The following is a 24,105-nucleotide window of genomic DNA, read 5'->3' as shown; positions in this document are numbered from 1 at the left end:
CGGCTCGGGATGGATGTGCTCTGCGGGCGGTGCCTGCTCAGGCAGCCTCTGCGTGGCTCCACGCCGTGTGCAGGACGTGTGCGCCGGGCCCCAGTGGACGGGGTGCGCAGCCGGGGAGTTCGGCGGTCGCCGTGCAGCCGTCCGGCACGGTGATGCGGGCCGTCATGCCGGTGGCGGTGAGCTCCCAGGACAGTGACGCGGTGCCGTAGGGCGTCTCGTGGCGGGTCGTGGCCCAGGTGATGCCGCCGCCGGGGCAGGGGCGGAACGCGATGCTCCGGTAGCCGGGGGCGGTGGCGGTGATGCCGCCGACGGTCCGGTGCAGCCAGTCGGCTACCGCGCCGAGGGCGTAGTGGTTGAAGGAGGTCATGCCTCCCGGGTTGAGGGTGCCGTCGGGGCGCAGGCTGTCCCAGCGCTCCCAGATCGTCGTGGCCCCCATGGTCACGGTGTAGAGCCAGGAGGGGCACTCGGTCTGGAGCAGCAGGCGGTACGCGACGTCGATGTGGCCGGTGTCGGTGAGGGCGTCGCAGATCAGAGGGGTTCCGACGAAGCCGGTGGAGATGCGGGCGTCGTCGGCGAGGACGAGTGCGGCGAGGCGGTTGCCGGCGGGTGCACGCTGCTCCGCGGTGAGCAGGTCGAAGACGAGGGCGATCGCGTACGCCGCGGCGCTGTCGCCGGCCAGGCGCCCCGGGGGTGTGACGTAGCGCCGCCGGAAGGCCTCGGCCACTTCGTCCGCGAGCACGGTGTAGCGGGCGGCATCCTCCTGATGGCCCAGCTCTGCTGCGGCGAGCGCGAGATGGCGTGCGGAATGGGCGAAGTAGGCGGTGGCCACGAGGTAGCGGTCGGTGCGGCCGGCGGCGGGGTCGTCGGGCGGGGCTGCCGGGTCGAGCCAGTCCCCCAGCTGAACGCCGGTGTCCCAGAGGCGGGTCGGTCCTGCCAGGCGTTCGACGAGGTCGACCCACGCCTTTCCCATCGGGTAGTGGCGGCTGAGGAGTCCGGGATCGCCGAAGCGCTGGAAGAGCGTCCACGGAGTGAGGGTGGCGACATCTCCCCAGGCGGCCCCGGGGTGGATCGGCGTCCACATCGGCTCGCCGGGGATGACCGGGACGTACCAGGGGATCGTTCCGTCGGGGAACTGTTCCAGCGCGACGTCGGTGAGCCATGAGTCGAGCAGTCCGGAACAGTCGTGGAGGAAGCTGGCCGTGGGGGCGAAGACCTGGATGTCACCGGTCCAGCCGAGGCGTTCGTCGCGCTGGGGGCAGTCGGTGGGCAGGTCGACGAAGTTGCCGCGCATGCTCCACACGACGTTCTCGTGGAGACGGTTGACCAGGGGGTCACTGCATTCGAACCAGCCGGTGCGGCGCATGTCGGTGTGGTGGACGCGGGCGGTGACCATGGAGGGGGTCAGCCGGCCCGGCCAGCCGCTGATCTCGGCGTAGCGGAACCCGTGCAGGGTGAAGCGGGGTTCCCAGGTGAGCGGTCCCGTGCCGGAAAGGATCAGGGTGTCGACGGAGTACGCCTCGCGCAGCGGTCGGGTGGCCAGTTCGCCGTCCTGGAGGACTTCGGCGTGTCGCAGGGTGAGGGTGGTGCCGGCCGGGCCGTCGACGGTGACGCGGAGGCGGCCGACGAGATTCTGGCCGAAGTCGAGCAGGTGGCGGCCGTCCTGGGTGCGGGTGACGGCGACCGGGGCCATCTCCTGGGTGCAGCGCACGGGCGGTCCGAGCGGGGCGACGAGGGTCGCGGGGTCACGGGTGCCGGTGCGGACGGCGGTCCACGGCCCCGTACCTGCACCGGACGGAGTGGCCCAGTCGGGGTCGTGGAGGCGGGCGTCGAAGGTCTCGCCCTCGTAGAGACCGCTGGTCAGGATCGGCCCGGGTGCGGCGGTCCAGGTGCCGTCGGTGGCGACGACACGGGTGGTGCCGTCCTCGTACGTCAGCTCCAGCTGCGCGATGAGCGACTGGTCGGTGCCGTAGATGTTGCGGGTGCCGCCGTCGAAGCCGTACCTGCCGCGGTACCAGCCGTCGCCCAGCCAGGCGCCGAGGGTGTTCGCTCCCTCGGTGAGGTGGGTGGTGACGTCGTGGGTGCGGTAGCGCAGACGATGCGGATAGACCGTCCAGCCGGGGGCAAGGGCCTCGTCCCCCACACGGTGGCCGTTGATCTCCACCTCGTACAGGCCGTGCGCGGTGACGTACAGGCGGGCGCGGGCGACGGTCCCCTCGATGTGGAAGTCCTTGCGGACCCGGGCGGGGCGGCGGTCGGCCTCCGGGTCCTCGTGCCAGCCGGCGCCCACCGGGACCGCCTGCCAGTCGCCGGGATCGAGGAGGCCGGCCTCGACGGGGCTCGGCGCGCTCCACGCCGATGGTTCGGAGCCCGCGCCCCAGACACGGACGCGGACGGTCGCGCGTTCACGGGAGGTGAGCGAGGGCCCGGGCCAGGGCACCAGCACCTGGTCGGCGCTGTCGACGCGTCCGGTGCGCCGGCGGGTTCCGTGGCGGTCGACTTCCAGTTCGTACGCGGTCTGGAGCCCGGAGCCGCGGGGCAGCGTCCAGGTGAGGCGGGGGGAGGCGACTCCGATGCCGAGTCCGTCCGAAAGGTGTTCGAAGGAGACCGCGGAGGGCTGAGGGGGGTGCAAAGGGAGACCCTTCTTTCACGTGCAGGAGCGGGCGAGCGTGGTGCGGGCCGTTGTCAGCCCTTGACCGCTCCTGAGGTGAGGCCCTTCATGACCTTCTGGTTGAGGAAGAGGTAGATCAGGAGGGTGCCGAAGACGTTGATGCAGATGGCGGCGAACAGCGGCCCGTACTGGGTGGCACCGAAGTCGCCGGTGAAGTTGAGCAGGCCGACCTGAATGGTTCGCAGATCCTGGTTGTTGGTGAAGGTCAGCGCGATGAGCAGGTCGTTCCAGATGAAGAAGAACTGCACGAGGCCGACGGTGAGCAGCGCGTTGCGGACCATGGGCACGCTGATGGTCCAGAAGGCGCGCAGGATGCCGGCGCCGTCGATGGTGGCCGCTTCGAAGAGTTCGCGGGGAACGGTCCGGTAGTAGGTGGCCATCATGAAGACGGTCAGCGGGAGGCCGGTGCCGGTGTAGGTGAGGACGAGCGGCCACAGCGTGCCGGACAGTCCGGTCCGGAAGTACACGGTGAACAGGGGCAGAAGGATCATCTGCGGCGGGACCATCATGCCTGCCATGAAGACCAGCAGGGTGAGGCTCCGGCCCTTCCACACCATGATCTGCAGTGCGAACCCCGCGGCCGTGCCGAGGAGGAGCATCAGCGCCAGAGCGGGCAGAACGGCAAGGAGGCTGTTCTGGACGTAGAGCCCGAGATTCCCGGTCGTCCATGCCTCGGTGTAGTTGCCCCACTCCCACGTGGCGGGCAGGCTCCAGGTGGAGTTGTTCAGGTAGTCGTCGTTGGACTTCAGTGACGTCAGGAACATCCAGATCAGCGGGTAGACCTCGACGACCAGGAGCACGGCGACGACGGCTTTCACCCACGGCCGGCGCGGCGCCCGGGCCGTGCGCGTGGGTCCGCCGCCACCGGACGGCCCACCGCCCCGGTGTCCTGCGGAGGATTTCGTCGGTGTGTCGATGACCATGGCGTTCAGCTCTCCGAGAGGTCGCGCCGCGAGACGCGGTAGACGGCCAGGCTCACCAGCAGGCACACCACGGTCAGCAGCAGGGCGATGGTGCTGCCGTAGCCGTAGTCGCCGTAGGTGAACGACGTCTGGAACATGTACAGGGTCAGAGGAGTGGTGCCGTTGCCCGGGCCGCCGCCCGTGAGTGCGACGACGGAGTCGAAGACCTTGAGCGTCCCGTTGATGCTGAAGATCAGCGACGACATCAGTACGGGCAGGGAGAGCGGCAGCACGATGTGCCGGATCAGCCGCAGCCCCGAGGCCCCGTCCAGGCGCGCCGATTCGAGGACTTCGTCAGGGATGTCGACGAGGCCGGCGAAGAGCAGCACGGCGTAGAAGCCCATCGAGCGCCAGATGTCCATGAGGATCAGGACCCAGAACGCGCTTCCCGCGCTGCCGAAGAAGTCGATGGAGTCGAGCCCGACCGCGTTGAGCAGCGAGTTGACCGGGCCCGTCTGCGGTGCGACCTGGAAGAACTTCTGGAAGAGCAGCCCCACCGCGACCGTGGGCAGCACCACCGGGAAGAAGGCGAGTGTGCGGATGAGCCCGGAGGACTTCTTCAGGAAGAAGACGTAGAGCAGGGCCAGGAGGTAGCCGGCGACGATCTGGCCGACCGTGACGAGGGCGGCGTATCTGAGGGTGAACCAGAGTGCGTCGCGGACGGCGGGGTCGTCGAACAGGCGGGAGAAGTTGGCGCCCCCGTTGCCGGTGAATCCCTCGATGGTGTTGCCCTGGGTGAAGGAGTACCCGAGGGACCAGACGATGGGGACCAGCATGATCAGTGAGTAGACGAGAAGGGCGGGACCGAGCAGGATCGCGATGGCCCTGCGGTCACCGAGTACGCGGTGCATGGATGGTGTCCACTTCGTTTCCGTTGAAGAGACCTGCCGGTACGGAACCGGGGGCGGCCCACGCGGGCTGTGCGGGGAGGCGGCGCGGGCCGCCCCCGGCCGGTCTCACTTGGCGGTCAGCGCGTCCTGGACGGTCTGCATGAACGATTCGGGCTTCATGCTCCCGGTGACCAGCCGGGCCGCGTTGGTCTGGCTGACGGTGGTGGCCTTGGTGCTGAACAGGGCCTCGAACCACAGGACGTTCCGCTGGGACTCGCTGATCGTCCTACGGACCTGGGTGGTGACGTCGTTGGCGTCCATCACCTCGGTGTTCACCTTGAAGCCGGAGATGGAACCGTGGTCCTTGAGTGCCGCGCTGCCGTAGTTCTTGGTGATGCAGGAGACCCAGTCGCCGGTCTTCCCGTCGAAGGACCGGGCGCCGAGTGTGATGCCGAGACCCACGTTGGAGGGGTACTGGTCGATGGATCCCTTGCCGCCGGAGACCGCGGGGAAGGGCATGAAGCCGACGTCCTGCGCACCCACCTTGTTCTGCTTCTCGTCGGAGATGTTCGCCAGCGCCCAGCTGCCCATGTAGAACATGGCGGCCTTGCCGTTGAGGAACTGGTTCATCGCGGTGTCGTAGTCGATGGATCCGACGCCCTTGCCGAAGTAGCCCTTCCTGCCGAGGCCGGCGATCTCCTCGGCGGCCTTGACGTACTCCGGGTCGGTGAGCTTCGCCCTGCCGTCGGCGACCGCCTTCAAGGCGTCCGGGCCGAGGCTGCGGTAGAGGTAGCCGCTGATCAGCCGGGTCAGCGGCCAGCCCTGCTGACCGGAGGCGGTGAACGGCTGCACTCCGCCGTCCTGCAGTTTCGCCGCTGCCGCGCCCAGTTCGTCCCACGTGGCCGGGGTCTTCAGGCCGTTCTCCCGGAAGAGCTTCTTGTTGTAGAAGATGCCCTCGACGTTGTACTCGTACGGGAGCACCTCCAGCTTGCCGCCGTAGAGGGCCTTGATCGTGGAGACGGCGCCCGGCTCCAGCTGGTCGTACACGCCGAGCTCCTTGAGCTCCTTCTCGAGGTCGGCGACCTTGCCGGAGCCGGCCAGCTGCTGGGTGAGGGCGGGGGCGTTGCCGGCCGCGAACTGCACCGGCAGGGCGCCCTGACCGGCCAGCAGCTGGAGCTTCTGGTCGAGGCTCGCCTGCGGCACCGTCTCCACCTTCAGCGGCAGTGCCTCGTTCGCCGACTTGCAGGCGCCGCCGGACATGGAGGTCAGTACGGTCTTCACCGTGGTGTTCTCGGTGACGCTCAGGTAGCTGAACTCCCTGGGTGCGGCCGAGGAGCCGCCGCTTGTGCCGCAGGCGGTGGTGAGCAGCGCGAGAGAGGCGGCGCCTGCCGCGAACAGGCGCGGACGCCTACGGCGGGCACAGGGCATGCGAGGGGACACGGAGGACTCCCGGAGGTCTTTGAGAGAGGAGCGGAGAACGGGGAGCGGCCACGACGGAACAGCGGATCCGGCCGCACGGAGATTCGCGTATAACGTTCTCCACAACGAAGTGGGCAACACCCTGCACCGCTCTGTTTGATCCGTCAAGACACGGAGCTGTAACACAGGCAATGCGGCGGTATCCTTGAGGCAACTCAGGCATCATCATGTAGACCGTTACACCAACAACCACACAGAAGCGGAGTACTGACGATGGGCGGGCCTGCTGCGGGCAAGCAGAACAAACGGGTGACCATCACGGATGTGGCCCGGCACGCCGGCGTGTCGGTGGCCGCGGTGTCCAAGGTGATGCGCAACGCCTACGGCGTGAGCCCGGCCATGCAGGAGAAGGTCCGGGCAGCCATCGCCGAACTGGACTACCGTCCGCACGCGGCGGCACGCGGGATGCGGGGACGGACCTACACCATCGGGGTCCTCCTGGACAACGTCCGCAACGCCTTCTTCGCGGACATCCTCGACGGCATCCAGGAGGAGCTGCGCCACGGCGAGTACACGGTGCTGATCGGTGCGGCCGGTTTCGATCCCGGGGAACAGGCCAAAACCATCCGGGCGCTGGTCGACCGCCAGATGGACGGATTGATCCTCATCGCTCCGGGGACCCCGCGCGCCGAGGTGCTGGCAACGGCCGCGGCCACGCCCACCGTGGTCATCGGCCACCACGACAGCGCCGACACCCACGACTCCGTGGTCGACGACGATGACACCGGCGCGGGACTGGTCGTGGATCATCTGGTGTCGCTCGGCCACCGGAACATCGCCCTGGTCTCCGCGCCGGGCACCCGGGCCAACCAGTGGAAACGCACCCCCGAGACCGTTCTGACCGGCGGATACCGGGCAGCCATGGAACGGCACGGCCTCTCCGGACACCTGTGCGTGCATCACGCCGCGTACTCCGACGACGGCGGCTTCAAGGCGGGCATGACCCTGCTGACCGGGGAACGGCGGCCGACCGCCATCATGACGGGCGCCGACGTCGCGGCACTGGGCATCTACCGTGCGGCCCACGAACTCGGCCTGCGCATCCCCGACGACCTCTCGCTCGTCGGTTACAACAACACCGCGCTCGCCGCCCTGGCCCCCGTCCAGCTCACGAGCGTCGACCAGGCCGGGCACACCATGGGCTCGTCCGCCGCGCGCATGCTGATCGAGCGCGTGGAAGGCCGCCGGGACAGAGCCATGCAGACCTCCATGACACCGAGGCTGGTGGTCCGCGGCAGCACTGCCTCCCCGCGTACGGAGTAGGGGCCGGCCGGCGGACAGCCCCTGATCCAGGGACGCAGCAGGCGCGCCTGCTGTCGCGGCACGCCGCCGGGTCCGGTCGGGGAAGGGGGCGGTACGGCAGGATCGCTTCCTGGCGGCGCGGGGCCGGCGAGGTGTCTCATGCCACCAACTGTGCGTGCCCGCGCGCCGCGTTGACCAGCCCCGACGCCATCCGGGTTCCCGATCGCGGTGATCCGGGCCGTGGATGGCGTCGCGGCGGAAGGACCGGTGGCGGCGGCGCGGGTCACGCCGTCAGAAGCCCGCGTCTGCCGCAGGTGCGCCGACCATGCCGCGGCCCACCCGGGCGGTCGTCTCACGGAGCCAGATGTGGGCGGCGTCGTGGGTGTGCACGGGATGCCACCAGAGCGCCTCCCGCAGCGGGACCGCCTCGTACGGCGGCTCGACGACATGGACCGCGGCAAGCGGGGCGAGGAGGCGGGCGAGGCGCGCCTGGATCAGGGTGATGCGCTGGGTGCGCTCCACGAGCATGGGCAGCAGCTGGAAGTTGTCGACGGAGACTTCCACGCGCGGCTCGATTCCGAGCATGCCGAGCTGACGGACCGCCGGGGCGTCGTAGGTCCGCTGGTAGGTCACCCAGGGCAGCCGCCCGAGATCCTCCCGGGTGAGCCGGTCGCCGACGGTCGGGTGGCCGTCGGCGACGAGGAAGACCCAGCGGTCCTCGTAGAGGTCGGTGGCGGGGAAGTCGCTGATGACACCGTGCGGCATGAGAAGTCCGTCGGTGGTGCTCAGCAGGGTGGCCGTCTCGTCGACCACGGTGGTCGGGGTCTGGGTGAAGCGGAGCCTGATCCCCGGAGCCTCTTCGTGCACGACCCGGGCGAGTTCCGCGCCGAACACGGCGACCGCGTAGTCGGACGCCACGATCTTGAACTCGCGCGTCTCGCTCACCGGATCGAACGCGGCCTGGCTCGCGAAGAGCCGTTCCATGACCTCGTAGGCAGTGGCGGTGCGGGCCAGCAGGACCTGGCCGAGAGCGGTGAGCTCGTAGTGGCCGCCCACGCGGGCGAGCAGGTCGTCGTCGAAGTGGCGGCGCAGCCGGGCCAGCGCGGCGCTCATCGCGGGCTGGCTCAGCCCGACGCGCTGACCGGCACGGGTGACGTTGCGCTCCTCCAGCAGAGCGCGCAGGGCGACGACGAGGTTCAGATCGAGACGGGCCAGGTTCACGAGTTCTCCCTCTGCGGCAGGGCACCGACCGGCATACAAAGGGTGGATGCAAGCCATCCACAGAATCGATTTCCCTGATCACTGGTGCGGGGTCCAGATTAGTCACACCGCAGCCAGGAGGACATGTCCGTGAAACCCGCACCGCACCCCATGACACTGCACGGCAAGGTGGTCGTCGTCACCGGCGCGGCCCGCGGACAGGGTGCGGCCGAGGCCGCCGCTCTGGTCCGCGAGGGCGCCCAGGTCGTCGCGACCGACGTGGAACCCGTGGGCGGCTGCCGCCGCCTGGACGTCACCAGCGAGAAGGACTGGGCCCAACTCGCGGCAGAGCTGCGGGAGATGTACGGGCACGTGCACGGACTGGTCAACAACGCCGGCGTCACGTGGCGCGCCCGCGTCGGTGACGTGCGACCCGAGGACATGGCGCGCGTCCACGCCGTCAACGTCACCGGCCCGCTTCTCGGCATTCAGCACCTGATGCCCCTGATGCCACCGGGTTCCTCCATCGTGAACGTGGGTTCCTCGGCGGCCCTCACCGCTCATTACCCGGTCGCCTACACGACCAGCAAGTGGGCCCTGCGAGGCCTGTCGAAGACGGCGGCGCTGGAACTGGGACCCCGTGGAATCCGCGTCAACACGATCCATCCCGGCTACATAGAGACCGAGATGACCGCCTCCGCCTCCCCCGCCTTCCGGGAGACGAACGTGCGCGAAACTCCGCTGGGGCGGACCGGAACCGTCGAGGAGGTCGCGCCGCTGGTGGTCTTCCTGCTGTCCGACCGGTCGTCGTTCATCACCGGCGCCGAGATCCCCGTCGACGGCGGCCTCACGGCGCACGGCGGCGTGAAGTCCGTATCCGACGCACTGCGCCCCACCGAGTCCGGGTAGGACGACCTGTCGCCGAGGCGGCAACCGGCATCCTCGCGCCACACGCACACGCACACGCACGACTGCACACTGAGCACCGCGGAGCTTCTCCGCGAAATCGTTGACACCGGGGCAACACCCTCGCAATATGATCCGTACACCAACGATTGATGTACAGATCACTGCGCGGAGTTCTCGCCCGCCGCACCGCGTGTCCTCCACTCCCCGATCAAGGAGGCCCTTATGTCCCTGAACCCTGCCCCCCACCGCATCGCCGTCGTAGGCGGCGGCATCGGGGGCCTGGCCGCCGCACTGGCGATCGCACGCGCCGGCCACCACGTGACCGTGGTGGAACAGGCCGCCCGGTTCGCGGAGATCGGCGCCGGACTCCAGCTCGCCCCCAACGCCTCCCGGGCACTCGACGACCTGGGGGTGCTGGGCGCCGTCCGGCACACCGCGGTCGCCCCGCCCCGGCTCGTGATGATGGACGCGCTGAGCGGGGACGAGGTCACCTCGCTCGATCTGCGCAGTGCGGCGTACACCCGGCGCTTCACGCATCCCTACCTGGTCACCCACCGTACGGATCTGCACGCGGCGCTCCTGGCTGCCTGCCGGGAACACCCTTCCGTCACGCTGCGCACCGGGCACGCGGTCACGCACGCCGAACAGGACGGCTCGGGGGTACGTCTGCACTTCGCCGGGGCCCCCGCGGAACTGGCCGCCGACGCGGTCGTGGCCGCGGACGGCCTGCACTCGCGGCTGCGCCGGGCCCTCGTCGGTGACGGGGAGCCCGCCTGCTCGCGCTACGTGGCGTTCCGCGGCGCCCTTCCCACGGACAGGATGACCGGCCCCATGTCGCAGCACGCCGCCTCCGAGGCCGTGATGGTCTGGGCCGGGCCGCGGATGCACCTGGTGCAGTACCCGGTCCGGCGCGGCGAGCTCTACAACCAGGTGGCCGTCTTCGAGAGCGACCGCTACACGCCGGACTCGGACGACTGGGGCACGGAGGCCGAGCTGGAGGAGCGCTTCGCCGGGGCCTGCCGGACCGTGCGTGACGCCCTGCCGCTCATCGCGCGGGACCGGCGCTGGCCCCTGTTCGACCGCCTCCCCACCGACCGGTGGGTGCACGGACGGATCGCTCTGCTGGGCGACGCCGCGCATCCGATGCTGCAGTACCTGGCCCAGGGCGCCTGTCAGGCCCTGGAGGACGCCGTCGCGCTCGGCGGGGCTCTGGGCCGGCACTCCGATCCGGCCGACGCCTTCGCCGCGTACGCCGGTCAGCGCCGCGAACGGGCGGCACGCATCCAGACCGGCGCCCGCCGCTTCGGCGAGATCTGTCACCTCGAAGGCATGGGGGCCACGCTGCGCAACGCGCTCTTCGCCTCGCGCGGGCCCGACGACTTCGACGACGTCTCGTGGGTCTGGACACCGGCCCCAGCAGCCGTCACCGCCCCGATCCCGTAACCGCAGGAGGACACCATGACGACCGACGATCCCGTCTACCAGGCCCTGCCGGCACTCGGCGCGGCTCCGCTGTGGCGCTTCTACGGCGACCTGTTCCCCGCCGAGCCCAGGAGCCGGGCCGTGCCCTACCGGTGGAGCTGGCAGCAACTGCGGCCCCATCTGCTGCACTTCGCCGGGACCCTCTCCCTGGAAGAGGCCGAGCGGCGGGTTCTCATGCTCGTCAACCCCGGCCTCACCGATCCCCCGGCCACCGTCAACACGCTCTACGCGGGCCTCCAGGTGATCCTGCCCGGCGAGACGGCACAGGCGCACCGGCACACCTCCAATGCGTTCCGGTTCATCCTGGAGGGCAGCGGTGCGTGGACGACGGTGAACGGCGAGCGGGTGTCCATGGCTCCCGGGGATCTCCTGCTGACGCCCGGCCTGCACTGGCACGATCACACCCATGAGGGTGACGCGCCCATGATCTGGCTCGACGCTCTGGACTACCCGCTGGTCAACGCCCTGGAAGCCGGCTTCTACGAGAAGTACCACCAGCGCCTCCAGCCCGTCACCCGCGCCGACGACGAGGGCAGCAGGCAGTTCCTCCACGGCCGGCTCAATCCCGTGTGGCTCGCACCGGACGGCCCCCACTCCCCCGTCACCCGCTACACCTGGCAGGAGACCGAGCGTGCGCTGGCGTCCATCGCCGACACCGCGCGAGGCAGCGACGTCGACGGCATCGTGCTGGAGTACACCAACCCGTGGACCGGCGGCCCGGTCATGCCGACCATCGGCTGCCGCGTGCAGCGGCTGCGTCCCGGTTTCCGGGGAGCCGGCCGCCGGCACACGGCCTCCGCCGTCTTCCACGTCGTCCGCGGCGAGGGCGCCACGCTCGTGGACGGCGTCCGGCTGGACTGGTCCGAGCACGACACCTTCGCCGTGCCCGGCTGGTCCTCCTACCGCCATCTGAACGGCTCCTCGTCGAAGGATGCCGTCCTCTTCTCGTACAGCGACGAGCCCGTCATGCGCGCGCTCGGTCTCTACCGCACGGAAGCCGCCGACGCCGGCGTCTGAATCACCCACCCCCGCGCTGCCCCCGCATTTCCTCGCGCTTCTCAAGGAGTCCACCATGCGCCTGGCCCTGTTCGATGACGGACGACTCGGAATCGTCGACGGCGACAACCTGGTCGACGTCACGGAGCACCTCACCACCGGTGACCCCGGTGCGGCAGGTGCGCTGCACCGGCACATAGAGAACGTCGCCCGTGGCGGGGCGGCAGAGACCGGACCCGCCGCTCTCACCGGCCTCGCACGTATCCCGCTCAGCGATGCCGTCCTGGCGGCCCCGCTGCCCCGGCCGGGCAAGATCATCGGTGCGCCGGTCAACTACCTCGACCACAAGGCCGAGATGGAGTACACCACCTCGGTCGCCGACCTCGGCGTGTTCCTCAAGGCCAACTCCTCCGTCATCGGCCCGGGCCAGGACATCGTCCTGCCCTACACCGACAGGCGCACCGACCAGGAGGGCGAACTGGGCGTCGTCATCGGACGTACCGCCCACCACGTCGGCGCGGACGAGGCACTGGACCACGTCTTCGGCTACACCTGTGTCCTGGACATCACCGTGCGCTCCGGCGAGGACCGCTCCACCCGCAAGTCGTTCGACACGTTCACACCGATCGGGCCCTGGATCGTCACCGCGGACGAGATCCCCGACCCCGACTCGCTCGGGCTGCGCTGCGACGTCGGCGCCACCACCCGGCAGCGCACCAACACCGCCGATCTGATCTTCGGCGTCCGCGAACTGATCGCCTACGCCTCGTCCGTCATGACCCTGCACCCGGGCGACGTGATCGCGACCGGAACCCCGGCGGGGGTGGGGCCGCTCGGTCACGGCGACCGCGTGGTCCTGGACATCGAGCGGGTCGGCCGTCTGGAAGTGGGCGTCGACGGGTCGCGAGCGGTGCCCTACGCACGGCGCCCGGGACGCCGGGGCCGCTGAGGCAGGACAGCGCACGGTGGTGGCGCGCTGTCCCAGGTCGTGTCCGCGAAGTCCCGTCCGGCGCTCCGGGCGGACGACGCCACCTCGCGGACACTCCCTAGACTCCTTGCACCAGCCGGTTCTCCTTCGCCGGCACCACCTCGACGACGGATGGACGGAGCACTGTGGCGCGCGCACTGGAGCTGCCCAACTACATCGGCCATCTGATCAGGCGGGCCGAACAGGTGCACACGGCGCTGTGGAGCGAGCACGTGTCCCGGGAGATCACGTCCCAGAAGTTCGCCATTCTCAATGCTCTCAGCAGGGACCCCGGCATCGATCAGCGGACGCTCGGGCGCCGGACCTCGCTCGACCGGTCCACCGTGAACCACATGGTCCGCCGTCTCATCGACCTGAACCTGGTGAGTCAGGAGCGCGACGAAGCCGACCGCCGGCGGACCCTGCTGGCGCTCACCGGTGAGGGAGCCGAACTGCTCGACTCCCTCATCGCCCCGGCCGAACGGATCAACGAACTGCTCCTGGGCTCGCTTCCCCCGGATGAACGGGCCGTGGCCGTCGACGTTCTCACCAGGCTGGCTTCGCTGAACGACGGGGCGCTCCACGGCGACACCTGAGCCGTCACGGTGACCATCCGCTCGACACCGTGACGGCTCCCCGTGCGCCGTCCTCAGGTCCTCACGCGTCGCTCAGCAGCGGCTGACGTCGATCCGGATCAGATGGCGCTCGCGGATGGCGTAGAACCTGCCGCGCTCGTCCACCGCGGCTCGCGGGATTCCGTACCAGTCGGCGTCGAGCGCGACCAGGTCGGTGCGGGCGAACGTCTTCGGGTCGTAGCGGACGAAGTCCGAGCTCGACGCCCCGTAGACGTACCCCCGATCGGCGAGCAGCGTCCCGTAGTTCGGCACCACCGGGCCGTGGTGGGCTGCGTGGATCACCTTCCGGGTGCGCAGGTCGATCACGAAGAAGTCGCCCCGGTAACACATCACGTACAGGTGATGGCCGAGCACGGTGAGGCCGGTGATCCCGGTGGGCCTGGACTGCGGCGTCATCCGCCACAGCTCCCGCTTCCGGACGGGGTCCCACGCGACCAGGGTGCCGGCGGTGGAGGCGACGTTCTGGCCACCGAGATAGGCCACGCCGTCGTGCGCGACGACCGCGCGGACCATCTGGTCGTCGTCGATCGGGTTGACGGCGACCGTGGTGGCGCCGCTCCTCGGGTCGAACGTCATCAGCGACCCGCCCAACGCGTAGTCGGACTGCAGTCCGATCAGCATCAGCCGGTGCCGGTCGTCCCAGACGATCTGGTGCGGGCGGTTCTGCTCCGGCGGCAGATCGGCCAGCTTGCGGGCCCACTCGTCGTCGGTGTGCGGGTTGTACGCGAGGAGTCCGATCGCGTTGTACTGGGCGAAGTGGGCGGTGCCCCGGTGCAGCAGGATGTCCTTGGCCTCGCTCGTCGCCAGTACCCTGCTCTGTTTCCCGGTGCGCTGGTCGTGCCGTGCCACCGCGTTCGTCCCGCCCACGTACACGTTGTGCGTGTCGGCGGCTATCGACATCGCCAGCTGGGGCCCGATCGGGGCGCCCGCCTCGATCAGGTCCCACGAGGTGTCCGCGCCCGTGCTCGGATCGACCTCGAAGATCAGGCCGAAGGCCGAGACGACGATCACCTTGCCGTCGCGGATCCACAGGCCCCAGATCTCGCCGAAATCGCCGTCCTTGGGCTTGATCTCGCGGAACGTACCGGTGCTCAGTGTCAGTTCGATCAGCGCGGCGCCGTTGAAGTACATCCTGTCGCCGAGTTTGCGCGGCAGCCGGAGGAAGTGCTGCGCACTCTGCACGAGTGTGTACCGGGCCGGGTCGCCGGCGTCCATGACGGCGACCGCCGCGCCTTCGTCGGTGGTCGAGCACACGTAGAGCGTGCCGTCGTAGAGCGCGACGTCACGGACCTCCACCTGCCCCGCGAACTCCTTCGGCAGGATCGATGTGATCTTCTTCGTGGCCCGGTCCATGACGAAGAGTCCGGCCTTGGTGCTCGCCGGGGTGGCGCCGAGCGAGGCACCGGTGCCGATGTAGATCTTGTCCTGTGTCGCCAGCAGGCAGCGGATCATCGGCACGTCCGGATCGGGGATCGCGATCTCGGTGAGCTCACCGGTGGCCGGGTCGTACTGGCGCAGCTTGGGCCGGGACTCACGTCCGCCGAAGAAGATCTTGTTGTCCGGCGAGGCGCTGATCGCGTACGGATCGAGGCCGGGGATCGGGTGGAGGTCCTCCTTGGGCGCGCCGGGCGCGGAGAGATCGAGCCGGATGAAGCCCGGGCCCGGGGCTGCGTCGTACTCCCGGACCGCCGCGTACAGATAACGGCCGTCCGGGTCGACGGCGAGCAGCTGTGTGCTGATCCCGGGCCCCTCGGTGACACTGATGACCTTCCCGGTGCCGAAGTCGAAGCCGATGATCCGCATCGGGTCGATGTTGCGCGAGGCGATGTACGCCTTGTCTCCCACCGGAATGGCAGCGGCGAGAGAGAAGTTGTTCACTCCGGGACCGAGGTCCGTGACCCGCACCCCTGAACCCGGCGCCGCCAGGGCGTCGGTCGCGGGCAGGCCGGCGACGGCCAGTGCACCCGCGCCGGCGGCCCCCCACTGCATCATCTGGCGTCGGGTGATCGATCCGTCTGACATGGTGATGTGCTCCTTCGTCGGTTGCTGAGGATGCGTACGGGGAATGCGCGCGGCCTTCCCCGTGGTGGGACGGGGTTCAGCCCGCGGTCCAGCGCAGGCCTCCCAGGAGGTGGGCGCGGAAGGCCGGGTCGGTGTAGGCGTTGTCCGCGTGTCCCAGCGACGTGTAGAACGAGCGGCCGTCTCCGGACTCCCGGCACCACACCAGGGGGTGATCGGCGCCCATGCCGCCTCCCCGGTAGCCGGCTTCGTCGATGGTGGCGAGGACCTGCACGCCGGGGCGCCGCGGGCTGCTGCGGAAGTCGTACCACTCGTCGTTCCAGTCCCACCGCGGCGGCAGATGGCGCATCGCCGGATGGCTCCGGTCCTCGACCAGCACGGTGCCGGGCTGGAATTCGGGGTGGCCGGCGAAGCGTGCGCCGAGCAACTCCCCGTAGTACGGCCAGTCGTACTCGGTGCACGCGGCGGAATGGATGCCCATGAACCCGCCGCCGGCCGATGTCCGGCGCCGCAGCGCCGCTCGCCCGTCCGGGGTGAGCACGTCGCCGCTGGTGGACAGGAAGACCACCGCGCTGCGCCCCGCCAGCGATGCGTCGGTGAAGACCGAGGGATCCTCGGAGGTCTCCACGGTGAAGCCGTGGTCCTGCCCCAGCTCACGCAGGGCCGCCTGCCCGGCGGGGATCGAGTCGTGGCGGTAGGCCGTGGTGCGGGTGAAGACGAGAACGTCCCGCAGCCGGTCGGTCGGGTGCATGCTGGCCCTCCGGGTTCAGCCGCGCCGGCGTGGTCGCGGTGGTCGGTTCACTCACATGGCGGGCGGCAGGACAGCCGCCCGTTTGCTGCTCAGGCCGAGGTGGTCAGGGCCGCTCGGTTCACGGGGTACGCGAACTCCCGCCCCGCGCAGTAGCGTTCGACCTCGTCCAGGGCGCTGCGGGTGATGCGCATGAGCTCGCCGCCGAGCGAGCCGGCGATGTGCGGGGTCAGCAGCACGTTCGGCAGCGAGTACAGCGGTGAGGCCGCCGGCAGCACCTCGGGTTCGGTGACGTCGAGGACTGCGTGGATGCGTCCCGAGGACGCCTCCGCGGTGAGGGCCTCGGTGTCCACGAGGCAGCCGCGCCCCGTGTTGACGAGGGTGGCGCCGTCCCGCAGGAGCGACAGCCTGCGGGCATCCAGCAGGTGGTACGTCTCGGGCAGCGCGGGCGCGTGCAGCGAGACGACGTCACAGACGGCCAGCAGCTCGTCGAGCTCGACGAGCCGGGCGCCCATCGCACGGGCCGTCCCGGGATCGAGGTGGGGATCGGCCAGCAGGATGTCGACGTCGTGGGGCCGGAGCAGCTCCAGCACCCTGCGTCCCACGAGGGACGCGCCGACCAGGCCGACCGTCCTGCGGTAGTTGCCGAATCCGGGGAATCGAGCCGCCCAGTCCAGGGTGTTCCGGTGCCTGCGGTAGAGCCCGCCGATCTCCAGGACGCGCTTGTTGGCGAAGAGGATGGCGGCGAGCGTGTATTCGGCGACGGGTACGGCGTTGGCCGCGGCCGCCGTGGAGACGAGGAGTCCGCGGTCCCAGCAGGCTTCCGTCACGTGGTGTTTGACGCTTCCCGCGGCGTGGACGACTGCCTTGAGCGCCGGCATGCGGGCCAGCACGGTGTCGTCGAGCGGGCGGCATCCCCAGGAGGTGATCAGGATCTCGACAGCTTCCAGGCCGGGTACCTGGTCGAAGTCCTCGGCGACGACATGGGGTTCGATGTCGACAAGACCGGTCAGGCGTTCGATCGCGGCACGCGGGAAGAGGGCGTCCCGGTGGCGGCGGCCCATCGCGAACAGGGCACGCGGGCGGGGCGGAGTGGATGGCATGGGGGATCCTCGGGAGCGATGGCCTACTTGACGGCGCCGGCGGTCATGCCGGACTTCCAGAACCGTTGGAGCATCAGGAAGAGGACGACCAGCGGGACCACGGAGACCAGCGATCCGACGATGGCCAGGAGGTAGTCCTGCGGGTGCCCCTGGGAGAGTGCGGAGGAGTACCAGACGTACAACCCGAGGTTGACCGGGAAGAGGTCCTTGTCGGACAGCATCACCAGGGGAAGGAAGAAGCTGTTCCAGATCTGGGTGAACTGGAAGAGGAAGATGGTCACGAAGCCCGGCGCGATCATGGGCAGGGCGATCCTGCAGAAGGTCCGGAACTCGCCCGCCCCGTCCACCCGGGCAGCCTCGAGGACCTCGTTGGGGATGTACGAGGCGCTGAAGACGCGGGCCAGGTAGACCCCGAACGGGAACACGAGGCCGGGGATGAAAACGCCCCAGAAGGTGTTCACCAGACCGGCCTCGGCAGCGATCAGGTAGAGCGGGATCGCCATCGCGGTTCCGGGCACCATCACGCCCAGCAGGACGAAGGAGAAGAACTTCTCCTTGCCGGGGAAGTCCAGTTTGTCGAACGCGTACCCGGCGGCCACGCTGAACACCGTCGCCAGCAGCGAGCCGACACCGGCGTACAGGACCGTGTTGAGCAGCCAGCGCAGGAAGATCCCGTTGTCGGCCTCGAAGAGGTACCTGAGGTTGTCGAGGAGCGCGAAGTCCTTGCCCGGGGCGAAACCGTTGGTGGCGAACAGGTCCTGGCGGCTCTTGGTGGACGAGAGGACCAGCCAGAGCATCGGCAGGAGCGTGTAGAGGGCGGCGAGACCCAGCATCGCGGTCACACCGGCTCTGGACAGCAGGACCGACGGACGGTTTCCGGTGCCCCGCCGGCCCGGACGGCTCCTGTCCGGCCCGCTCCGGTCCGTCCGCTCCGGGGCCGGACCGGGGCCGGCGGGGGCGACTCGTGTCATCGTCTTGGTCACGGCTTGCTCCTGCTGCGCGAAAAGCGGGTGACGAGGAACGACAGCAGCGCGGCGAACAGCGCGATGAGCAGCGAGGCCGCTGCCGCCAGTCCGAAGTCGTTGTGGGTGAAGGCGGCCGTCTGGACGAACATGTTGGGTGTCCAGCTGCTGCCGATCGAACTGGAGGCGCTGTAGATGACCTTCGGTTCGGTGAAGAGCTGGACCGAACCGATCACGGTGAACAGCACGGCCAGGGCGATGGCCGGGCGGATCATCGGCACCTTGATCGACAGGGCGGTACGGATCTGCCCGGCACCGTCGATCTTCGCCGCGTCCAGGGCCTCGGTCGGCACCGCCTGGAGGGCGGCGTAGAAGATGACCATGTTGTAGCCGATCCACTCCCAGACGGCGATGTTCGCCGCGGAGAGGACCGCGTTGTCGGCCGAGAGGAAGTCGATGTCGAAGCCGCCGGCGCCGAGGAAGTCGATCACCGGGCTGAGTCCGGGTGTGTACAGGTAGACCCAGATGAGTGCCGCGATCAGTCCGGGCACAGCGTGCGGGAGGAACAGCGCCAGTTGGAAGAAGGTACGCGCCCTGGTCAGTGCCGAGTCCAGCAGCAGGGCGAGGACGAGCGCCCCGCCGATCATCACCGGAATGTAGATCGCGACGTACGCGGCGATGGTGAGGAATCCGCCGCGGAAGGCCGGGTCCGCCAACGCGCGTACGTAGTTGTCCAGTCCGGCGAAGACCTCTTCCGTTCCACCGAAGCCGAGGCCGGAGGTGTGGGTGGTGAACAGGCTCATCCAGCCCGCGTAGACGAGCGGGGCGAGGGTGACGGCGGCGAAGAGGAGGAAGAAGGGGGCCAGGAGCAGTGTGGCGGTGCGGCGCTGGGCGCGGGCTGACGGAGTTGTCATACCGGGCCTTTCTCGATGGGAGCGGGAAGCGTCGGGGCGGGAGCCGATGCCGGCCTCGGTCTGCGGCGCGGGCATCGGCTCACCGGGATGCGGGTACTACGGGGCGACCTTCATCCCGCGCCGCTCCATGTCCTTCACGGTCGCCTGCTGGGATCCGGTGAGGACGTCGAAGAGCTTCGCCTCGCCCTGGGCGACCTTGGACAGCTGATCGACGATGGCCGTGTTCGTGGTCCCCATCACGGGGCCCCACGTCCAGCCGGGCCGGACCGCCGCGTAGGACCTGGCGCCCAGGGCGTACACGTCCTGGCCCCCGAAGTAGGCGGTGGGGAAAGCGGCCTTGGTGACGGGCACGAGCTCGGGGTCGGCGGGGAACATGCTGCTGGTCCCGGAGGCGACCCACGCCTTCATACCCGCGGGATCGGTGGTGATCCACCGGATGAACTCCGCCGCGGCGGCACTGTTCTTGGCGCCCTTGGGGATGACGAACGAGGAGCCGCCGTACATGGCCGAGGCCGGCTTGCCGTCCCAGGTGGGCACCGGGGCGACCGACCACTTGCCCTTCTGGTCGGCGACGGTCGCCTGCTGCGCTCCCGCACACCAGCTCGCGCAGACGTAGGCGACGGTCCGGCTCTGCTGGACGCTCGTCCAGAACGGGTCGAGCGAGCTCACCGAGGTGACGAGGTCCTTCCGCGCGAGGTCACCCCAGTAGTCGGCGACCTTCCGGGAAGGAGCGTCGTCCATCGACACCTTCCAGGAATCCTTCCGGGTGCCGAACCACTGCGAACCGGCCTGCCAGGCGAGGGCGGTGAGCAGTCCCGGGTTGTCGGTGTAGAGAACCCCGCCGCGGGCCTCGGGGTCCGCCTTCTTCACCTGCGCGGTCATGTTCCGGTACGCGTCCCACGTCGTGGGGACGGCTATCCCGTGACTCTTGAAGAAGTCCTTGCGGTAGTACAGCATCAGCGGAGCCGCATCCCGGGGCACGCCCCACGTCTGGCCCCCGAGCTCGACCAACTGCCGTACGGACTGCGGAAAATGGTCCTTGACCAGGGGCCCGAGCGAATCGGTCAGGGTCTCCAGCTTGCCCTGGGTGGCGAACTCCGGCAGCTGCGGGTACTCGACGACCGCGGCGTCCGGGGCGGTGCCGGCCTTCACGGCGTTCGTGAGCTTGGAGTAGTACTCCTGGCCCGAGGGCACCGCTTCGAACGTCACCTTGATGTCCGGGTGAGTCCGGTTGAAGGCCTTCGCCACTTCGTCGGAGCCCTTGACGAAGGACCAGAAGGTGACCTCTCCGGTGCCCTCCTGCGCCGTGGAAGTCCCGCTGCCCGAGTCTCCACATCCCGTGGCGAGAAGGCCGATTGCTGCGACGGAGCAGACCAGCGCTGTCAGTCGTCTACGAAACATGATGTGCCACCGATCGTTTGCTTGGGTGTCACCGCAATCATTCGTTACGTACGACAGCGCGTCAATGCATATGGTTTCGTTTTTTTGATAACGACACCATATGACGTCACATCGCTACGCGTCGGTCCGATGCTGTGCTCCGCAGGACGCGCGGACGCGCAGTTCCGGGCGGAGCAGGATCTCGGCCAGCGGGGTGGCCGGGTCGGACAGCCGGCGTACCGCCAGGTCCAGCGCCCACGCCCCCACCGCCTGCTTGGGAGGCGCGACGGCCGTGAGGGGGACGTCGCTCATCTCGGCGACCTCGTCGTCGTAGGTGACCAGGGCCAGATCCTCCGGCACACGCATACCGCGGGCGCGCAGGATGCCGACGAGCGCGATGGCGTCGATGTCGTTGTGCACCAGCGCGGCCCGGACCTCGCCGGACTCCACGGCCCGGACCACTTCTTCGAACCGCGCGTCGGCCGGAGCCGCGTCACCCGTGGTGCTGATGAGGAACTCCGGCCCCGGCGCCAGCCCCATGGTCTTCACGGCCTCCGCGTGACCGACGCTGAGCAGGGCCGTGTTGGGGCTCTCGATCCTGGCGACGAGGGCCACCTTGTCGTGCCCGAGCCCGGCCAGATGGCGCACCGCGAGGGCCGCTCCGTAGGCGTGGTCGGAGGCCACCTGCTCCAGCCGGCCCGCCTGGATCCCGGCCCTGCGTTCCACCAGCACGGCCGGGACATCGAGAGTGCCGAGCCACTGCTCGGCCTCCTCCAGCGGGCGCAGGCCCGGGTGCAGCATCAGCAGCAGGCTGTTGATTCCGCCGGCCACGAGCTGGCGGACCTGCTCCTGGTTCTCCGCCAGCGACTCCCCGGACACGGCCAGTACGACGCGGACACCGCGGGCGCGGGCCGCGTTCTGGACGCCCCGGATCACCTCCGCGTAGTAGTAGCCGCCCGGCGGCACCACCAGCCCCACGGCGTACTTCTCCCCGGCGGGTGCCGGAACGGGGGCCGAGGGCTCGGCGGGAGCGGGAGCGTCCGCGGCCAGTGCCGTGGCACCGCCGTGCACACGGTTGAGCAGTCCCTGACCGGCCAGCTCCCGTACGTCCTGGCGCAGGGTCACGGCGGAGACGCCCATCTCCTCCGCCAGTGCCTTCACGGTGATCGAACCCTGGCGCTCCACCGCACGCAGGATCGCTTCCCGCCGCTCGTTAGCCAACACCTTCAGTCCCCTCTCGACAACGAGTGATCCATCGTTCTTCACTCGACCATCGAAAAGATATCAATCAAAGGTCAACGACGGCCTGGAGCGGCGGATCCCACCCGCTGGGGCAGGTCGAGAATGCGGATGTCGTCGTGCTGGACGATCCGGGTGGGTACGTCACCGTTCCCGATCGACTCCGAGGGCCGGTAGAGCCCCCACTTGAGGTAGCCGTGGTCGGCCGGGTTGGCGGGCTGGTAGGTGCGCACGTTCTCGTACGAGACCGCAGGCGTGTAACCGGACTCCCCCGGAAGCCGTACGGATACCTTGAAGTAGCCGGTCTCGTCGGTGGTCCAGCGCGCGTCCACGCGGAAGCTCATCCACGTGTTCACGTACGGACGGAAGTCCGGCACCAGTGCTGTCTGCCGGTTCAGGTGGGGGGACCTGAACGCGATCTCGTTGCGCTTCGCCATGAGGTAGAACGCCGGAACGTTGCCACCCGCGTACTTTCCCTGGAAGACGATGTCGCCCGCTTCGCTGTCGCCCTCCGTGTAGGTCTTCCAGTCCTTGAGCAGCACACTGAACTCGTAACGCTGCACGTCGCCGACGTCGAACTGCCCGGACGGAAGCAGATCCGTCGCGCTCTCGCTCCGCGGCGCGCCGTTGGACTCGTATCCCGTGTCGCCGAGCGTCACCTTGTGCTGAACCGCGTACGCGCCCCCGTGCCCGGGTTGCACGACGCCGGAGGCGTCCGGTGCCGTCGCGTGCGTGGTGGTCAGGCCGTCCACTCCGGAGTCCAGGGCTCCGTTCTCGTAGTCCACCCTCAGCTTCTCGGGGGCGTCCGCCTTCGGCTTCTCGGTGGTGGACCGCACGGCTGCGGAGCCGTCGCCCGGGGAGCCTTCCGGCTCGCCGCCTGCCGCGTACGAGACCAGCAGGGGCACCGTCAGTGCCCCCGCGCACAGGACGGTCGATATCTTCAGCGCCTTGATCATGTTCACTCCTCGACATCGTGGGGCTGCGAGAACCAGCCACAGGTGTCCCTGGCGCCCACCCAGCACTGTCACACCGCAGGGAGGGCACCTCCACAACCATGCGACATCGCTTGATGAACAGTGGCACATCTGAAGCCACATGCATGCTGACACGATTCCGAATGAAACCGAAAGGCCGGCGACGAAACTGAGCCCCGGTTCGGGGCGGCACGGGAGTGGGGCGTCCCCTGCCCGGCCGCCCCCTCACTCTCCGGTACGCGCAGGGATGGGTCCGGGGTCAGTGCCTGGCTCCCGGCCGAGCGGTTCGGCCGTCAGACCTTGATGCCCAGACCCCCGTACACGTTGATGTCGGCGTCCGTGACGTCGTTGATGTCCTTGTACCGGACCTTCTCGATGTCTTCGAGACCCGCCAGATAAGACTGCTCGGGCTGTGCGGGCACCGGGGCCGCGTGGTCCGGGCGCCAGTGGTGCACCGGGACGAGCCCCGGGGTGGCGAGCTCCAGCCCGGTCTCCGTGAAGAAGCGCCCGACGTCCCTGCGGTTGCGGAGTACGAACGTGAAACCCCGCTCCGTGTAGGTGCGTTGGACCGCGCGTATGTTCTCCGCGTTGAGGTCCTCGGTGAGGTGGCTGAGAACGAGCCGGCTGCCCGCGGGCAGCGCGTCCATCAGCTCGCGGACGATCGGGTAGGCCTGCTCGTCCTCGACGAAGTGGAGGACGAGCAGGCACAGCGCGACGGGGCGGCTGAAGTCCAGGGTCCGTGCGGCCTGTTCGAGGATCTGCTCCGGGCTCTTCAGGTCGGCGTCGATGTACTCCGTACGCCCTTCGGGGCCGCTGGTGAGCAGCGCACGTGCGTGAGCGAGGACGACCGGATCGTTGTCGACGTAGACCACCCGCGCCTCGGGGGCGGTGCGCTGGGCGATCTGGTGCACGTTCTCCGCGGTCGGCAGGCCGGTGCCGATGTCGAGGAACTGGCGGATGCCGTCGACCTCGGTCAGCGTGGTGACGGCGCGCCGCAGGAAGTCGCGGTTGTGCCGTACGTCGAGGTATCCGCGCGGGTTGGCGGCGAGCCCGGCGGCCGCCGCGGCGCGATCCGCGGGATAATGGTCCTTGCCGCCGAGGAAGACGTCGTAGACGCGGGCCGGGTGCGCCCTGCCGCTGTCCATCCTGCTGCGCAGCTCTGCGGGATCCTGGCTGAGGATGTCACCGGACACGGGCGCCTCCTTGACGTTGCGAACCGGATTGATGGCCAACAACCTAACGCCTGGGCCGATATGGCAATGCCGGCCCCCGCCCGACAGCTGTGCCCGTTCCTTTCTCCCGTCGTGTCCTGCGCAGACTCCGTCTGCCCGGCCGCAGTGCTGCTCGTAGGCGTGCGAGATCTTCGGGCAGGCAGTGCCTCGGCCGCGAGAGCAGG

Annotated in this window: 20 protein-coding genes; 6 read left to right on the top strand and 14 right to left on the bottom strand. The window is 69.4% G+C overall.

All coding sequences use genetic code 11. The annotated features are described in order from the left end of the window. Positions 1–37 precede the first annotated feature (37 nt). The 4 genes from ACIQMX_RS28340 to ACIQMX_RS28325 all read right to left on the bottom strand — a co-directional run bounded on the left by ACIQMX_RS28340 (position 38) and on the right by ACIQMX_RS28325 (position 5,900). Positions 38–2,629 carry a family 78 glycoside hydrolase catalytic domain gene (locus ACIQMX_RS28340; RefSeq protein WP_402482219.1) on the bottom strand — a complete coding sequence of 864 codons (2,592 nt, stop codon included), beginning with the start codon at positions 2,627–2,629 and terminating at the stop codon, positions 38–40. 53 nt (positions 2,630–2,682) lie between these two features. Next, positions 2,683–3,591, bottom strand: a complete 909-nt coding sequence (locus ACIQMX_RS28335) for a carbohydrate ABC transporter permease (protein ID WP_402482217.1) — start codon at positions 3,589–3,591, stop codon at positions 2,683–2,685. A gap of 5 nt (positions 3,592–3,596) precedes the next feature. Further along, the gene (locus ACIQMX_RS28330) at positions 3,597–4,481 is read right to left on the bottom strand and encodes a sugar ABC transporter permease (protein ID WP_363073800.1); all 885 of its coding nucleotides are present in this window, start codon (positions 4,479–4,481) and stop codon (positions 3,597–3,599) included. A gap of 105 nt (positions 4,482–4,586) precedes the next feature. Continuing rightward, entirely contained in the window at positions 4,587–5,900 is a 1,314-nt protein-coding gene (locus tag ACIQMX_RS28325; protein ID WP_402482214.1) for an ABC transporter substrate-binding protein, read from the bottom strand. A gap of 252 nt (positions 5,901–6,152) precedes the next feature. Between ACIQMX_RS28325 and ACIQMX_RS28320 the strand changes: the two genes are divergently transcribed. Next, on the top strand, positions 6,153–7,202 hold the full coding sequence (locus ACIQMX_RS28320) for a LacI family DNA-binding transcriptional regulator (protein WP_402482210.1): 1,050 nt from the start codon (positions 6,153–6,155) through the stop codon (positions 7,200–7,202). 270 nt (positions 7,203–7,472) lie between these two features. On the opposite strand, the gene ACIQMX_RS28315 is transcribed toward ACIQMX_RS28320, so the two are convergent. After that, positions 7,473–8,402: a LysR family transcriptional regulator gene (locus ACIQMX_RS28315; protein ID WP_363073794.1), complete on the bottom strand. Its 930-nt coding sequence runs from the start codon at positions 8,400–8,402 to the stop codon at positions 7,473–7,475. Positions 8,403–8,525: 123 nt separating this feature from the next. Here ACIQMX_RS28315 and ACIQMX_RS28310 point away from each other — a divergent pair, with 123 nt between their 5' ends. The 5 genes from ACIQMX_RS28310 (at position 8,526) to ACIQMX_RS28290 (ending at position 13,331) form a co-directional block, all read left to right on the top strand. Beyond that, on the top strand, positions 8,526–9,290 hold the full coding sequence (locus ACIQMX_RS28310) for an SDR family oxidoreductase (protein ID WP_363073792.1): 765 nt from the start codon (positions 8,526–8,528) through the stop codon (positions 9,288–9,290). Positions 9,291–9,512: 222 nt separating this feature from the next. Continuing rightward, positions 9,513–10,733 (top strand): FAD-dependent monooxygenase, encoded by a 1,221-nt coding sequence (locus ACIQMX_RS28305; RefSeq protein WP_402482207.1) that lies wholly within the window; start codon positions 9,513–9,515, stop codon positions 10,731–10,733. A 15-nt stretch (positions 10,734–10,748) separates the two neighbouring features. After that, on the top strand, positions 10,749–11,789 hold the full coding sequence (locus tag ACIQMX_RS28300) for a cupin domain-containing protein (RefSeq protein WP_363073788.1): 1,041 nt from the start codon (positions 10,749–10,751) through the stop codon (positions 11,787–11,789). 55 nt (positions 11,790–11,844) lie between these two features. After that, entirely contained in the window at positions 11,845–12,717 is an 873-nt protein-coding gene (locus ACIQMX_RS28295) for a fumarylacetoacetate hydrolase family protein (protein WP_402482204.1), read from the top strand. A 164-nt stretch (positions 12,718–12,881) separates the two neighbouring features. Continuing rightward, positions 12,882–13,331 carry a MarR family winged helix-turn-helix transcriptional regulator gene (locus ACIQMX_RS28290; RefSeq protein ID WP_402482202.1) on the top strand — a complete coding sequence of 150 codons (450 nt, stop codon included), beginning with the start codon at positions 12,882–12,884 and terminating at the stop codon, positions 13,329–13,331. Between the two features lie 72 nt (positions 13,332–13,403). Here ACIQMX_RS28290 and ACIQMX_RS28285 read toward each other — a convergent pair whose 3' ends face one another. From ACIQMX_RS28285 to ACIQMX_RS28245, 9 genes are all read right to left on the bottom strand, one after another. Further along, on the bottom strand, positions 13,404–15,392 hold the full coding sequence (locus tag ACIQMX_RS28285; RefSeq protein ID WP_363073782.1) for a hypothetical protein: 1,989 nt from the start codon (positions 15,390–15,392) through the stop codon (positions 13,404–13,406). Between the two features lie 76 nt (positions 15,393–15,468). Further along, positions 15,469–16,140 carry a ThuA domain-containing protein gene (locus tag ACIQMX_RS28280; RefSeq protein ID WP_363073780.1) on the bottom strand — a complete coding sequence of 224 codons (672 nt, stop codon included), beginning with the start codon at positions 16,138–16,140 and terminating at the stop codon, positions 15,469–15,471. A gap of 89 nt (positions 16,141–16,229) precedes the next feature. After that, positions 16,230–17,201, bottom strand: coding sequence for a hydroxyacid dehydrogenase (locus tag ACIQMX_RS28275; protein ID WP_363073858.1), 972 nt, complete (start codon positions 17,199–17,201; stop codon positions 16,230–16,232). Positions 17,202–17,263: 62 nt separating this feature from the next. After that, positions 17,264–18,211 carry a carbohydrate ABC transporter permease gene (locus ACIQMX_RS28270; protein ID WP_402482404.1) on the bottom strand — a complete coding sequence of 316 codons (948 nt, stop codon included), beginning with the start codon at positions 18,209–18,211 and terminating at the stop codon, positions 17,264–17,266. A gap of 8 nt (positions 18,212–18,219) precedes the next feature. Continuing rightward, a complete protein-coding gene (locus ACIQMX_RS28265; protein ID WP_363073778.1) occupies positions 18,220–19,116 on the bottom strand; it encodes a sugar ABC transporter permease in 897 nt (298 codons plus the stop codon). 96 nt (positions 19,117–19,212) lie between these two features. Continuing rightward, positions 19,213–20,517, bottom strand: a complete 1,305-nt coding sequence (locus ACIQMX_RS28260; RefSeq protein WP_402482199.1) for an ABC transporter substrate-binding protein — start codon at positions 20,515–20,517, stop codon at positions 19,213–19,215. A 114-nt stretch (positions 20,518–20,631) separates the two neighbouring features. Continuing rightward, positions 20,632–21,720 carry a substrate-binding domain-containing protein gene (locus ACIQMX_RS28255; RefSeq protein ID WP_402482197.1) on the bottom strand — a complete coding sequence of 363 codons (1,089 nt, stop codon included), beginning with the start codon at positions 21,718–21,720 and terminating at the stop codon, positions 20,632–20,634. 71 nt (positions 21,721–21,791) lie between these two features. Then, positions 21,792–22,691, bottom strand: coding sequence for a heparin lyase I family protein (locus ACIQMX_RS28250; RefSeq protein ID WP_402482194.1), 900 nt, complete (start codon positions 22,689–22,691; stop codon positions 21,792–21,794). 311 nt (positions 22,692–23,002) lie between these two features. Beyond that, positions 23,003–23,902 carry an SAM-dependent methyltransferase gene (locus tag ACIQMX_RS28245; protein ID WP_402482191.1) on the bottom strand — a complete coding sequence of 300 codons (900 nt, stop codon included), beginning with the start codon at positions 23,900–23,902 and terminating at the stop codon, positions 23,003–23,005. Positions 23,903–24,105: the final 203 nt, after the last annotated feature.

Origin of the sequence: Streptomyces sp. NPDC091416 (assembly GCF_044756845.1) — a bacterium.
Taxonomy (GTDB): domain Bacteria; phylum Actinomycetota; class Actinomycetes; order Streptomycetales; family Streptomycetaceae; genus Streptomyces.
This window is presented reverse-complemented; position numbering and strand designations above follow the sequence as displayed.